The sequence below is a fragment of the Leptospira mtsangambouensis genome (assembly GCF_004770475.1).
Classification (GTDB): Bacteria; Spirochaetota; Leptospiria; order Leptospirales; family Leptospiraceae; genus Leptospira_A; species Leptospira_A mtsangambouensis.
The window spans coordinates 806661-821175 of record NZ_RQHK01000002.1 but is presented as its reverse complement, the minus strand read 5'-3'; the positions used below and the strand labels follow the sequence as shown (position 1 = coordinate 821175).

12 protein-coding genes are annotated in these 14515 nt (G+C 39.5%); 1 reads left to right on the top strand and 11 read right to left on the bottom strand.

What is annotated here, in order from left to right:
• Window positions 1–15: 15 nt before the first annotated feature.
• From EHR01_RS03690 to recN, 6 genes are all read right to left on the bottom strand, one after another.
• Window positions 16–444, bottom strand: coding sequence for an LIC11625 family surface-exposed protein (locus EHR01_RS03690; RefSeq protein ID WP_135693226.1), 429 nt, complete (start codon window positions 442–444; stop codon window positions 16–18).
• Window positions 445–462: 18 nt separating this feature from the next.
• Window positions 463–2646: an ATP-dependent helicase gene (locus EHR01_RS03685; protein WP_135693225.1), complete on the bottom strand. Its 2184-nt coding sequence runs from the start codon at window positions 2644–2646 to the stop codon at window positions 463–465.
• Window positions 2647–5523, bottom strand: coding sequence for a BamA/OMP85 family outer membrane protein (locus tag EHR01_RS03680; RefSeq protein WP_135693224.1), 2877 nt, complete (start codon window positions 5521–5523; stop codon window positions 2647–2649). It abuts the gene before it with no gap.
• Window positions 5524–5527: 4 nt separating this feature from the next.
• A complete protein-coding gene (locus tag EHR01_RS03675) occupies window positions 5528–5959 on the bottom strand; it encodes an ExbD/TolR family protein (protein ID WP_002987320.1) in 432 nt (143 codons plus the stop codon).
• 6 nt (window positions 5960–5965) lie between these two features.
• Window positions 5966–6583, bottom strand: a complete 618-nt coding sequence (locus tag EHR01_RS03670; protein ID WP_135693223.1) for a MotA/TolQ/ExbB proton channel family protein — start codon at window positions 6581–6583, stop codon at window positions 5966–5968.
• Between the two features lie 75 nt (window positions 6584–6658).
• A complete protein-coding gene (gene recN, locus EHR01_RS03665) occupies window positions 6659–8368 on the bottom strand; it encodes a DNA repair protein RecN (protein ID WP_135693222.1) in 1710 nt (569 codons plus the stop codon).
• A gap of 130 nt (window positions 8369–8498) precedes the next feature.
• Here recN and EHR01_RS03660 point away from each other — a divergent pair, with 130 nt between their 5' ends.
• Entirely contained in the window at window positions 8499–10205 is a 1707-nt protein-coding gene (locus EHR01_RS03660; protein ID WP_135693221.1) for a cyclic nucleotide-binding and patatin-like phospholipase domain-containing protein, read from the top strand.
• Here the strand turns inward: EHR01_RS03660 and EHR01_RS03655 are convergent.
• The 5 genes from EHR01_RS03655 to EHR01_RS03635 all read right to left on the bottom strand — a co-directional run bounded on the left by EHR01_RS03655 (window position 10202) and on the right by EHR01_RS03635 (window position 14512).
• Window positions 10202–11203 carry a PLP-dependent cysteine synthase family protein gene (locus EHR01_RS03655; protein ID WP_135693220.1) on the bottom strand — a complete coding sequence of 334 codons (1002 nt, stop codon included), beginning with the start codon at window positions 11201–11203 and terminating at the stop codon, window positions 10202–10204. The two genes, EHR01_RS03660 and EHR01_RS03655, sit on opposite strands and share 4 nt — an antisense overlap.
• Window positions 11203–11580 (bottom strand): FKBP-type peptidyl-prolyl cis-trans isomerase, encoded by a 378-nt coding sequence (locus EHR01_RS03650; protein WP_135693219.1) that lies wholly within the window; start codon window positions 11578–11580, stop codon window positions 11203–11205. The genes EHR01_RS03655 and EHR01_RS03650 overlap by 1 nt, the downstream gene beginning before the upstream one ends.
• Before the next feature lie 7 nt (window positions 11581–11587).
• Window positions 11588–12214 (bottom strand): 3-isopropylmalate dehydratase small subunit, encoded by a 627-nt coding sequence (gene leuD, locus EHR01_RS03645; RefSeq protein WP_135693218.1) that lies wholly within the window; start codon window positions 12212–12214, stop codon window positions 11588–11590.
• A gap of 1 nt (window position 12215) precedes the next feature.
• On the bottom strand, window positions 12216–13610 hold the full coding sequence (leuC, locus tag EHR01_RS03640; RefSeq protein WP_135693217.1) for a 3-isopropylmalate dehydratase large subunit: 1395 nt from the start codon (window positions 13608–13610) through the stop codon (window positions 12216–12218).
• Window positions 13611–13687: 77 nt separating this feature from the next.
• Window positions 13688–14512 carry a hypothetical protein gene (locus tag EHR01_RS03635; protein WP_135693216.1) on the bottom strand — a complete coding sequence of 275 codons (825 nt, stop codon included), beginning with the start codon at window positions 14510–14512 and terminating at the stop codon, window positions 13688–13690.
• Between the last annotated feature and the right edge of the window lie 3 nt (window positions 14513–14515).

Here is a 14515-nt window from a genome sequence, read left to right as displayed (position 1 = left end):
GCCCTGATCAGTAATCTAATTCTTTTTTTCTTCTTTATGGGCGTTTGAACCTAAATCCAAACCTTCCGGTTTTTCCAATACGATCTCTTCCGATGGAGAAGTAACATATGTCTCTGGATCTACTGGAAATTGGTATTGAAAATAATAGTTTTTATACTTAACAAAAAAAGTATTTGTTCCTTCTGGTCGTTCCGTTTGTAAATCCTGAAATTTTAGATCCTTTAAATCTTTTTTGGGATTTGCTAGACGTTTAGAAAGAGTACTTCGAACTGAACTTACCATATTGGATTCGAAATTCTTTTTTTTCTGTTCTTCTGTTAGTTTTGGATTCCGAAGGTAATCTTCTAACTTAGTAAATTCTTCCGCCAAACCAGAGTTCTGCTGTGCATTTACTAATGTCAAAGGAAACAATACAATTATACTTAAAGTCCAAAATCGATTCATAGCCATTCCTCTTCTAGTTCATGAAATTATCTCTAATGGTGTGTATGCCAATAAGAATTTTTTATCCAAATGAGATCCAAATCGAACTTCCACCTTTCGATTGTCCCCCGATCCCGAGATGGTTAAAATACGACCATCTCCGTATACTTTATGCCGCACTTTGGTTCCAACCTGGAAATCCCCATCGCCAGACTTTGCTAGTACTGTTTCAAATTTTTCTTCTGATTTCTGAAACCTTTCTGCCCTCGGTGAAAACTCGGGTCTCCTGACACCAAAACGATTTTCAGTGAATTCTCCCTCAATGAATTGGCTCGGAAGTTCTTCTAAAAATTGGGAAGGCAACCTTGCTTCTATTTCACCGAACTTTCGAGTGAACCGCGAAAAACTAATTTCTAAATTTTTACGTGCGCGAGTGATCGCCACATAAGCAAGCCTTCTCTCTTCTTCCAAACCATCTGCAGAGTCAATGGATAAAAAATGCGGAAAAGTTCCCGCTTCCATTCCTGCCATAAATACATGTTGAAATTCTAGACCTTTTGCATTATGGACAGTCATTAGAATGACATAGTCAGGTAATTCTTTAGTGTTATCTTCACTGGTAATCAAAGATATATTCCCAAGATATTCTTCAAGTGTTGCTTCTGGATTATTTTCTTCAAATTCCTTTAATGCATTCACAAACTCATTTAAGTTTGACAACCTGGAAAAAGAATCTTCCGTACCTTCATTCTCTAAAAATTCGCGATACCCAGAATGTTCCAAAACATCATAAGCAATTTCAGAAGGAGTTTTTTTTCCAAGATCTTCCATCGAAGAATCAAACATCCTATATAAGGAAGACAATTTCTGCAAAGTTCCTTTTTTGATATCAGGCACAGTTTTTCCCAAACATTCAAATAAAGACAGACCTTCATTCACAGAATAGGATAACAAACGATTCACAGTTGTATCACCAATCCCTCGCGGTGGCGAGTTAATGATACGAAGAAGAGAAGTGGAATCGACTGGATTGACTACCACGGAAAGATAAGCAATCAAATCCTTTACTTCTTTTCTGTCAAAAAAACGAAACCCACCAAAAATTTTATAGGGAATAGCTTTTTTTCTCAATGCTTCTTCAAAATAACGAGATTGCGAATTGGTTCGGTAGAACACGGCAAAGTTCGAATACTTTTGTCCCCGCCTCGCATTTGCCTGGATTTTTTGAACAATTCCTTCTGCTTCTTCAATCTCATTCTGATAAGAAGTGAGTTTGATTTTATCTCCCGTAGGATTCTCTGTTCTTAAAGTTTTATTTGTTCGTTGTTTATTATTTGCAATTAAAGCTGCAGCCGTTTCAATAATAGTTTTTGTAGAACGGTAGTTTTCTTCTAACTTAACAACAACAGCTTCTGGATAATCTTTTTTAAAATTAAGAATATTAGAAATATCTGCACCACGCCAAGAATAAATGGATTGGTCATCATCTCCTACCACACAAAGGTTTTTGTGAAAAGAGGAAAGGGACTGCACCAAATGATACTGAATTTTATTTGTATCTTGGTATTCATCCACCATAATGTATTTCCATAACCTTTGGTATTTTTCCAAAATGACAGGGAAATCACGAAACAAAATAACTGTTTTTAAAATCAAATCACCAAAATCCAAAGCATTCCGCAAATCTTTTCGTTTTTCATATTCTAAAAAGACCGAAGCAATTGTTTTTGTATAAGAATCATCCGCCTTTTTTTTGGCATATTCTTCTGCTGTCATAAAAGAATCTTTTGCCGAGGAAAAGGCATTCGCAAGACTAGAAGGGCGAAACTCCTTTGTGTCCATATCTTTGGATTTTAAAATTTCTTTAATGAGAGACTCTTGCATATCACTGTCGTAAACAGTAAAATTATTTCCAAGCCCCAAAGCTTTTCCTTCCCTACGTAACAAATACAAACAAAGGGAATGAAAAGTACGAACCAAAGGTTCAGCATTCCCCTCCGGTAGTAGACTCCGGCAACGACTGCGCATTTCCTCAGCAGCTTTGTTCGTAAAAGTTACGGCAAGGATTTGATTCGGATAAACCTTATGATTGAGAATGAGGTTAGCGATTCGATAGGTAATGACTCGAGTTTTACCTGAACCTGCTCCCGCGAGAATCAGGAGTGGTCCATCAACTGTTTCAACAGCTATTTTCTGTTCGGAATTAAGCCCAACTAACTCCACTTAGAATCGCATATCTCCAATACCAAAAACGAATTGAAAACTATTATTGTCCGGATAAAGACCAAAAGGACGGTCTTCTACACCAGTATAACGAATCCTCTGCGCAAAATACAAACGAAGTGGCAATACGGGAATTTGAATCCTTAGTCCAAATCCCCATGAAAAACGGAAGTTTGACATGGAAAGGTTTTTACTAGAAAGAACCAAATTACCAGGATCATTCACTACTAGCGGTGAATCCGGCAGTTTTTGTCCATATGAATTATAATGTTCATACAAGTAAGTTTCAACAGGTTCTTTCGAACGTTGTGCTTGCACTAATGAATCATAATTTTTGAAGAACTCTTTTCTTTCTCCAACTGCACGGTTAATTTGTTCATACATCGCACCAGCATCGAAGAAAACAACAAACCATAATAACGAAGGTTCGATAGGGAATCGCATTTCAGAAGTAAACAATACCCTGCTGGAAGCACCATCCTTCCATTCATCAGGATAGTATTTATCATCAAAAAACCAACCACGAAGTGATTCATACCCACCAAGGAACAACCTGTCTTGGACCTGTATATAAGGGATTCGTTCCTTATCTTGATTTTTATACTTCGGAGTTCGTTCAAATGTAAATACAGATGATGTTCTAAATTGTTGGACCACCCGCCAGCGCCTAAGGGCGTTTTTGCGAATGAGTCCAAAAAATGTATAATCGAACCAAGTATGGTAGTATTCCAAAATTGGACTGAACTGATCGAAATGGCTTTCTCCCCCGAGGAATTGACCAACATTATCAACTGAAAAAATTAAGTTAAAACCTTGTGTGGAGTTAAAAACGTTATCACGACTATCGTAAGCAATACCGTTTGTTAACTGAGATCGAAATTGCCAACCACGATCCACTTCCGCTAAAACTTGATCAGATACAAGTGAGGTTGGTCTAGTGGATGCAAAAAAGGAAGGCGAATAACGATGGAAGTGAGTCCAGTTAATTAGAAACCTGTGACCAAGTCCCGCACTAACTCCCACACCAGAACGTTCATAAGATGCAACTTCCTTAATCCCTTGGTTGTTGTTTTCTGTAATGGAAGTCGCTCCCACATACAAAGTTCGGGAAGAATAAAAAGCAGAAAGAGTAAGTGACCAAGGTTTGTCCATAAACCAAGGTTCAGTCCAGGAAATTTGTAAATAACGACGAATTGGACCAAACTCAACCCGACCAGTGATCTGTTGCCCAGAACCATTTAAGTTATTTTCACCTAACTGAGTAAAGATGGAAAATCCTGTAATGGTTCCGTAACCACCCCCCATTGATACTGTTCCTGTGGGCTGTTCCACAAGTTCAATGATGAGGTTCATTTTGGTTTCATCTGAACCAGGTCTCATGTTAAAGTTTACTTCTTTAAAATAACCTAAGTTAAAAATACGTTCTCTGGAACGATTTACAAGTGTGGAATTAAAAAGGTCACCAGGTTTAAAAAGAAGTTCTCTACGAATCACTCGATCCTGTGTTTTTTTATTTCCTTTGATAATGATGTTTTCAATAAAAGCTAAATTGTTCTCACGAATTGTAAAATCGACATGGATGAATTTTTTACCGCGTAACTTTGGCTCATTTTCATAAATCTTTCTTAATTTCGCAACATTCAGTCGGTTGTATTCTTCTGTACAATCAGAACTCGCATCTGAGCTCCCACGTTTATCACAGTTTTCGTATCGGGATAAAGATCCATCACTCAACTCAATGACCTTTCTACGCGGAATTACCTGCGCAAACAAATATCCTTTTGCCGAATAAGCTTCGTTAATGGAAGCTCTATCTTTTTGGAACTTTGTTTCATCAAAAACTTCGCCCACATCAGCTGGGGCAAATTCAAATTGGTCCTCTAAGAACTTAACAGGGTATACGGGAGCCCACTCTTCTTTTGGTGTTCCGATCGGGTTATTTTCTTTGTTTAAAAATTGTGGCATTCCATTGGGAGCAATGGTCATATCATGACTAGTGGAATACCCATTATAGAAGTATTGTTCTCCTTCTATAATCTTAAAATTAACAATTACCACACGTTTGTCTTTTTTCTGTGGATTTTCCCAACGAATTTCCCAGTTGGTTCCTTCGTTACTAAGTTCTGCATCAACATAACCTTTTGATTTTAAATAAGCAGAAATTTTCTGTTTATCAGATTCAAAAGCGGATTCTTTAAATACACCCGATTCAATAATCCCACTTTCTTTCAAATCCATGATGCCTTGGATATCGTAGGTATCGATTTCGCTATTCCCAAAAATATTAATTTTACTGACGGGGATTTCTTCACCTTCATCAATAATGAATTTCACTTTTACAGTGTTAGTTTCTGGATTTACCGGTTCTGTTTCAAAACGTACATATGCTAAAAAGAAACCTTCATCTCGGTACTTTTTTAAAATTACTTCTTTGGAAAGAGTCACTTTTTTCGGAGTGATCACTTCGTTTTCTTTCAACGGGATTTTATCACGTAAATCGGAAGGGAAAACCTCATCGGCCCCAATAAAGTCAATGTCTTTCACCCGAGGTCGTTCTTTTACAACCACAAGGATTTTAACTCCCTCTCCGTCAGCTTCACCTTGGATATCAATATGATAAAAGAACCCGGAAACAAAAAGAGCACGCATATCTGCGTTCAAAATACCTTGAGACAATTGCATCCCAGGGCGCATGTCCATTAAATCCAAAATATCATCAGAAGAAGTATTGATATTTCCCTTAAACTCAATCTTGGTGATGACTTTATCGATAAAGACAGAGCGGTTTGACCAAAGGGAAACCCACTCTGCCGAAACTAATAAAAGGAGAGATAAAACAAAAAGACTAAAATACTTTATTTTCTTTCGAATATTCAAAGAATCACTTAGATGTGCCTTTTACCATAGCAAGGTTAAAGCGACTAACACCCGCAGCATTCACTGCATCGATTACCTTAACCACAACCTGATATGATGCACCACCATCTCCACGAATAATGACTTTATTTTTTTTAGGGTCTCTTTCTTTTTCAGGACCAAGAAATCCATTAATTTTTTCAGTCAGTCCCTCAAGCGGAACTGGTTCTGAACTTTGGTCCAAATAAATTTTCCCTTGTTTGTCTACAGTGATGACAAGTTCATCTTTTTGTTTTTCTTTAGCGACACTGGATGAACGAGGTAATTCCACCTTCAATGCAGTGTTTTTTTCTAAAGTTGCATTCATCAAAAAGTAAATCACTATAAAGGAAATAACATCGATTAGCGGTGCAAGTTCAATGTTATTAAATGATTTTTGCGTTTTGCGAAATTTCATTTAGTTTTATCGTTTGTTTAGGTGAGGTAACACCAAATCAGTTACGTTTTCCATTTCTGTGATTCTTTCCTCTTTCATTCGAGAGAAAAGATTGTAAAAAATGTATGCAGGAATCGCAATCCCAAGTCCCATCGCAGTTGTAATCAAAGCTTCGGAAATACCAACTTCCGCACCTTGGGTTCCTGCTCCTTCCGCAAAGGAACGAACAATTCCAATGACCGTTCCAAGAACTCCTAGTAATGGAGCAATGGTCGCAATGGTTCCAAGACCTGTTAAATACCGTTCCATCAAATAAATTTGGCGGAAACCTTCTTGGCGGATGTCCTCTTCCCAGAACTCTACACCTCGACGTTTCAGATCAAATGCCATACGCAAAAGTACAGCTGCCGGAGATTGAACGTCTTGGCCCAAAACATCCTTTGCTTCATCCCATTTTTGTTCACGAGCCAATTCCCGAACACGGCGGAAATGGTCTTGAGGGATCGCTTTTAATCTCCAGTAGTAAACAAGTCGTTCCACGATGATAGTGAAACCAACAATTGAAACAAAGATGATTAAAATGGGAATGGTTTGTGGTGGAACCGAGGAAATGATTGAATCTGATTTAGCGAAAGGAAAAAACATGAATGAGACCCCATTGAAGGATTACGAATAGAGTTTTCAGTCTTCCCTTTTTCGCCAAATACTATTTTTAGACGGCTAACCTGCTTTTTTCATCAAAAGATCTGTAGCCGCTTTTAGCACTGCCGATGTCACTTGTTTGCCACCGATCATGCGAGCCAATTCTCGTTTTCGTTCTTCAAAGTCCAAAACGGAAGCAGAAGAGACCGTCCGACCACCTTCTTGACGTTTTTCGATCTTGATTTGGTGGTCCCCTGAAGCGGCAACCTGTTGTGTATGCGTAATCAGAAGAATTTGTGAGTTCCTTGCTAGTTTTTTAAGCTTTACCGCCATTGCTTCCGCTGCTTCCCCACCAAGTCCTGTGTCGATCTCGTCAAGAACCAACATCTGGGGAGAAGGTGCCTGTTTTCCGAGAACACTGCGAAGGGCAAGCATCACCCGAGACAATTCTCCCCCCGAAGCCACTTTTCGGAGAGGTCTTGGTTTTTCTCCAGGATTGGCGCTAAAGTAGAACTCAATTTGGTCAAGGCCTGACTCAGAAAGGAAATAAGACTTGGAACCCTCTTCCACTTCCCCATCAGGATTTTCTTCCCAACGAAGGACTACTTGGAGTTTTCCACCTTCCAGTCCTAAATCCACCATTTCCTTTTGGACTTCCTCTTCAAACTGAGAGATGACATTACGACGTAACTTCGACAATTGAAAACCAAGTTCCTTCATCTCAGCTAAGCACTGGTCCTTTTTGATTCGTAAAAAATCCTCATCTCCCGCTTGTTCATTCCAACGTTCGAGTTCTGCTTTTTTTTCTTCTAAAAGAAGATTGATTTCGGCCAAACTCACATTGTATTTTTTCTTCAATTTTTTAATATCTTGGAGTCTGGACTGCACCATATCCAATCTTTCAGGACTAAAAAATAACTCTTCTTCTTCCTCACGAATGACAGACTTAAGAGATTTTAATCTGTCATAAACCTCTTCCCATTCTTCTAACATTTCCTTTTTTTCAGGAATTAAGATGGAAATTTTTTGAATGGCATGAATGAGAGTTGGAAATACTTTTAAAATCGAATTTTCCTTTTCAGTCAATTCCTCTAACACCAAACGGTAGTTTTCTGCAAGTTTTTCACCATTTGCCAACAGAGATTCTTCAGTTGTCAAACTTTCATCCTCACCTTCTTTGGGAGAAATGGATTCAATCTCTTCGATTTCGTATTCCAATATTTCTTTTCGTTTGATCATGGAACGTCTTGTTTCTTCGAAATCAGTCAGTTTTTGTTTCCAGTGGCGATATTGTTGTAATGCAGATTTAAATTTGAATTTAAGAGATTCCAAATTACCAAAACGATCAAGAAACTCCAATTGGTTTGATTTTTCCAATAAGAAGAGTTGTTCATTTTGGGAATGAATCTCTGCCATGGTTTTTCCTAGTTCTCGTAAATGAGTAGTGGATGCGAGGCTCTCTCCGATTTTTACTCGTGCTTTTCCATCCTTCATGAGTTCCTTTGTGATGACGATCTCATCTCCCGTATAACGGAAACCTTGCTCCATCAAATAGTCTTTTGCTAAGTTCTGTCCGGTCAAAGAAAGAACGGCCTGCAAAGAATACCTGTCCTTTCCTTGCCGGATATTGGCAGTAGAACAGCGGCCACCAAACAAAGAAGCCAATGCATCGAAAATTAATGATTTTCCGGCACCAGATTCTCCAGTGAAGACAGAAAGACCATCCGCAAGAGAAAGTTCCAGGGATTCGAAGAGGGCAAAATCTTTAATTTTCAAATGTGTAATCATATAGACTCCTGTTTGCTATACATACAGTTACTACTTAACAAAAATATAGTCAATGAAATTTTTTAGAATTGGGTAAAAAACGAAATTTCTCTCTCTTTCCCATCTGGAACTCTGGTGGAAAAGACACTGTATGAAAGATTTAGAAGGAAAAATTCACCTAGTTTCTAGTCTCCCCCTGTTCCGTGGCCTTTCACGAAAAGAAAAGGTTTGGGTGGCAGAATCCGTTCATATCGTTGAGGCAGAAAGAGAAGAGACCCTTTTTACGGCAGGGGATTCCGATCGAAGTTTATTCTTGATTCTTTCGGGAGGGATCAAACTATTTCTCCCTAAAAAAGGTGAAGGGAAAAGAGAGGAAGAAGTCCAATACCTCAAAAAAGGAGAGTATTTTGGAATCCAATCCCTACTGACTGGCGAAAAGCACAACCATACAGCCGTTACTGTTAGTGAATCCAGATTTCTTGTTCTTTCCCAATCAGGTTTCCAAAAGTTAATCCAAAAAATCCCCTATCTTTCGATTACATTTTCAAAAATGTTAACAAAATCGTTACGAAGTGAACTTCTTGGGGGAAGAGAATACTTTCGTAACTCAGTGGTTTGTCTCGTTCATTCTGATCCAATTGCCAAGGAACGAATCGCAAAAGAACTCGTAAAAACCATTGAAGCAGAATCTGGAAAAAAATCGGTTGTCCTCCATTTCCAACAAAATGGCCAAGCAGACAACCCTTATGTAAAATCATATAAATTTAAGGATTCAGATTCAATCAAAGAAACACTTGGAAAACATTATGCGAGCCATTCCTTTATCTTTTTAGAAGTTTTTCCAGAAACAGATGAAGAGCTAAAACGTCTGTTAATTGATGAAGCAGACCATATTGAAAACTTTGTATCTTTGGATAAAAAAATAAACCTCTGTGATTCCATTACAAAAGAATCAAAAGAAAACGAAATCCTTTACCATGAAACAAATATCAAAGACATTCTCGACCATGGGAAATGGGAAATTTTTATCCGTAGAAAAGCAAGAGAACTATCCGGTGTAGAAATGGGAGTGGCCCTTGGTGGAGGTGCTGCCTTGGGTCTTGCACAAGTGGGAATCATGAAAGTGTTGGAGGAAGAAGGGATCATTCCAGATATGATAGCAGGAACCAGTATTGGTGCGATCATTGGAGCTTTCTTTGCCAGTGGCCTTGGTTACAAAGGTATCTTACCACTGCTAGGTGAGATTGATAGTATTTTCAAAATGTTCAAATTGGTAGATTTGTCTTTTCCGGGCCAAGGGCTTCTTCACGGAAAACACGTTCGAAACCTTCTTGAAAAATATTTAGGGGATCTTTATTTCGAAGACTTACCCATCAAACTCAGACTCATCAGTTGCGATATTTCCACACGCCAAGAAATTGTTCTTTCCGAAGGTAAAGTTTTGGATGCAGTGATGTCGAGTATTTCGATCCCTGGGGTATTTGTACCCCAACCCCAAGAAAATGGAAAAACCTATGTGGATGGAGGGATCGTCAACCCACTTCCAGTTTCTGCCTTAACCCATGAAGGAGTTCAGAAGATCATAGCAATCAATTCCATGCCTAGTTCAAAAGATGAAATGAAAACAAACAAACTTTTGAATTTGAATGTATTGGATATCATCGTCAATAGTTTGTATTCTTTGCAATACCGTATTGGAAAGTATAGTGCTCAGGAAGCTGATGTGTATCTCAACCCAATTTTACCCAATTCCAATTGGTTTGAATTCTGGCGAAGTGCAGAGTTTATCCAACTAGGGGAAACTGTTGCAAAAAGTTCCCTAGAGGAAATCAAACAGTTGTTTAGCGAAAAAACTTAATCTCTATCCGGAGAAAGTATCACTATGTTATAAGGATTTTTTTCATTCTTTTCTGATTCAGAAAGAGACTCCGAAAACCTAAGAGCACCTGTGATCACGGTTCCAGTTGTGAGTCCTGCAAAGATTCCTTCTTTTTCGTAAAGGTCGGCTTGCAAATGTAGGGCCTCGTCTTGGGTGACATGAAAGTAGTGATCGATGAGTTTGGGATCATAAACAGCAGGAAGTTGGATTCTTTCCCTTTCTTTTGGATTATCTGTTTTGCCATATTCCATAAACGGCGAATTTTGTTTTCCCGCAATGATGACCTTAACACGGCGGTCTTGGGATTTTAAATACCTACCGATTCCTGTAATGGCCCCGCCAGACCCAGGAGCAGAAATCACCGCCCCCACTTTCCCTTGTAAGTCGCGCCAAATTTCTGGCCCAGTGGTTTTGAAATGAAAATTAGGATTTGCTGGATTGGATGCTTCATCAGGAATCCATCCACCTAGTTTTTTGACCTTTTCTTCCGCTAGGTCATACAAACGACTCAAGTCTCCTTCGCCGGTGACTGTCACTTCTGCCCCATAACTTCGGAGTAGTTGGATTCGTTCTGGTGCCGTATGAAGGGGAACCAAACAATACACCGGATACCCTTTTACCTTGCCAATCCAAGTGAAACTAATGGAGGAAGAACCAGCACCAACAAGAACCACGCTCATCCCCTTTTTTAGTTTTCCTCTTCTTTCCGCATCAATGTACATCGCAATGGCAGTACGATCTTTGGCAGAACCCGTTGGATTTAAAAATTCGGCTTTTAGGTAAAACTGAACTCCAGAATATTCTGATCCAATTCGATTCAACCGAATGAGAGGAGTGTTACCAATCAGCTGGAGGATATTATCATGAATGGGTTTGGCAACGGAAAGTTCCTTTCCAAAGATACCTTGTACGTTATTCAGTGCCTGCAAAAGGCTATTGCCTAGGTCATCGATGCCTTTGGAAATTGGATCTATCATTATTTTACTTTAATCAGCTCTACATCAAAAATCAAAGTGGAATTCGCAGGAATCGGACCGATAGCACGAGCACCATACCCATATTGTGGAGGGATGGTGAGTTTACGTTTTCCACCTTCTTTCATTCCCACAATACCACGTTCCCAACCTTGGATGACTTGTCCTTGGCCAAGCTGGAAACTAAAAGGTTCACCACGATCCACAGAAGAATCAAAAACTTTTCCGTTCGTTAACTTTCCTGTGTAATGAACAACCACAGTTGTTCCGCGAATTGCCTCTCTCCCTAACCCTTGTTTGGTGTCTTGAATGAGAAGCTCATCTGCCAAAACACTACCCGTTAGAAATAAAAATCCTAGTAAAATTGAAAACCGTTTCATAGTGCGATTATACGGTTTTTGCATACAACCAGGGAACTTCTTTTTGGTTCTTTTCCTCAAATTTTTGAATAAAATCTGCCTTTTGGAGAGTGAGTCCGATATCATCAAGTCCGTTGAGTAGGCAATGTTTACGGAATGCATCGACTTCAAATGGGTATTTTTTTCCCTCTTCCGTCACCACCACTTGGTTTTCTAAATCAATTTCTAAGTTCGCACCTGGTTTTTTATCTATTGTTTGGAAGATCTCTTCGACTTGGCTTTCAGATAAAACAATGGGCAACATTCCATTTTTAAAACAGTTATTGTAAAAAATATCTGCATAAGATGGTGAGATGATCGAACGGAATCCATAGTCTTCTAAAGCCCAAGGAGCATGTTCTCGGGAAGACCCGCAACCAAAGTTATCTCTCGTCACAAGGATATTGGCACCTTTGTATCTTTCAGCATTCAGAACAAATTCCGGATTTGGTTTTTTTCCGGCGTCATCTAAAAATCTCCAGTCATGGAATAGATGTTGCCCAAACCCTGATCTTTCAATTTTACGAAGGAATTGTTTCGGAATGATTTGGTCTGTGTCTACGTTTGCCTTATCCAAAAGGGCAGCGATTCCTTTTAACTTTGTAAATGCTTTCATCTTATTTCCACTCCCGAATGTCTACGAAATGTCCTTCCACTGCCACAGCTGCTGCCATTGCAGGACCAACCAAATGTGTTCGTCCGCCTTTTCCTTGTCTTCCTTCAAAATTTCTGTTAGAAGTAGAAGCACAACGGTCACCAGGCGAAAGAACGTCATCGTTCATCGCAAGGCACATGGAACAACCAGGGTTACGCCATTGAAAACCAGCTTCTAAAAAGATTTTATCAAGACCTTCTTGTTCTGCCTGTCGTTTCACACGTCCAGATCCAGGAACAATGATGGCTTCCACTTCTTTGTTTACTTTTTTCCCTTTGACAGTTTCAGCAACAACACGTAGGTCTTCGATTCTAGAGTTGGTGCAGGAACCAATAAAAACCTTATTCACTTTAACATCAGATAATTTTTGGCCGGGTTTTAAATCCATATAAGCAAGAGCGGATTCTGCTGATTTTTTCTGAATTGGATCATTAAAGTCTGTGGGCGCAGGAACCGTTGCAGTCACAGGAATCACTTGGCCAGGAGATGTTCCCCAAGAAACCATAGGTGCAATTTCATTCGCATTTAAAACTACAGTTTTATCAAACTTGGCACCAGCATCCGTTGCATAAGCTCTCCACTTAGCAGCTGCTATATCAAAAGAATCTCCTTTAGGAGCAAAGTCTCTTCCTTTGATATAGTTGATAGTCGTATCATCAGGAGAAATGAGTCCCGCACGAGCTCCTGCTTCAATTGCCATATTACAAATGGTCATACGGCCTTCCATACTAAGGGAACGAATCGCATCGCCAGTAAACTCAATCACGTAACCCGTCGCCCCATCCGTTCCGATTTTATCGATGGTCGCAAGAACTATGTCTTTGGCAGAAACAAGAGGAGAGAGTTTTCCATCCACTCGAATCTCTAAAGTTTTTGGTTTCTTTTGAACGAGAGTCTGTGTGGCCAAAACATGTTCTACTTCGGAAGTTCCAATCCCAAAAGCAAGGGCACCAAAAGCACCATGTGTGGCGGTATGCGAATCTCCACAAACAATGGTCATTCCTGGATGAGTCAGACCTAATTCCGGAGCCACCACATGGACAATTCCGTTGTCAGGGTGATTGATATCAAATAATGTAATTCCGTTTTCTTTGCAGTTGTCCATCAGTGTTTGCATTTGAAGGACTGAGATTGGATCCACTGATTTCCAATCACGTGTTCGTGTGGAAACGTTGTGATCCATAGTGGCAAAAGTCGCATCTGGCCTTCGCACTTTTCTGTTGGTTAATTTTAAACTTTCAAAAGCCTGCGGGCTTGTCACCTCATGGACAAGGTGTCTATCAATATAAATAAGACAGGTTCCATCTTCCTCGTGGACCAAATGGTCATTCCAAATCTTCTCAAACATGGTTTTCATAACTAGACTCCCCCACTTCCAGTCATAACTCGGACATGGGGTAGTCTGTCCAGGGAATTTGAAAAAATAGAGGGGTTCTAAGGGGTTTGGACAGTCGCTCCGTCTACATAGGTTCCAGAAAGTCCGCTACAATGAGTTGCGGCAGTTCCCCCACCTCCACCCGTTTTGGGTGCAGTATAAACACCGATGATATAACCAACTCCAGACTGAGTCACTTTGCAAGAACCAACGACACTGGTTTCTGTACATTTGGCAGACTGTTTGGTTCCAGAGAGGCAACTTGTTAAATATCCATAATAATTTTGGCAGACACCTGAACCTAAATCACATGCAAACTTAAAAGTTTTAGTGGAGCCGCCATTCAATAGATCGGACAAATCAGAATCAGAGATGGTTTGTACTGGAGTTCCATCCGTTAACACTGTCAAAGGATTTGCAGTTCCACTTTCTTTTTGGTATAAGTAAATTAAATAACTACCAGCCTTTGTAAAAGTAATGACTGTTGCAGGGGAATCCACTTTCGAATATTCAGTTCCTTCTTTTGCCAGTGTAGCAGAAGATAAATCCAAAGGGCAGCTTGTGGATACATAAATGGAAACTTTCGCATAACGAGAAAGTACGACTCTTGTACCAATTTGAGCACCAGCGATTTGCATGACTGCATAATATGTATCCCCAACGAGCGCAAAAGAAACAGCCTGTGAAGTAGTTGTGATTCCTGTATAACCTGCTTTGATTTGGGTTCCAAGACCGGCGACAGTACATCCATTGGCCCCTGATTCTTTTGCAAGTAGAAGGGAAGTTGTTGCATCATTTTTGGAAGATTCGCCAGAACATTGAACCAAAAATAAAAAGAGAATCAAAAGAATAAGAAACACTTTCTTTTTCACTAGTTGCAACATATC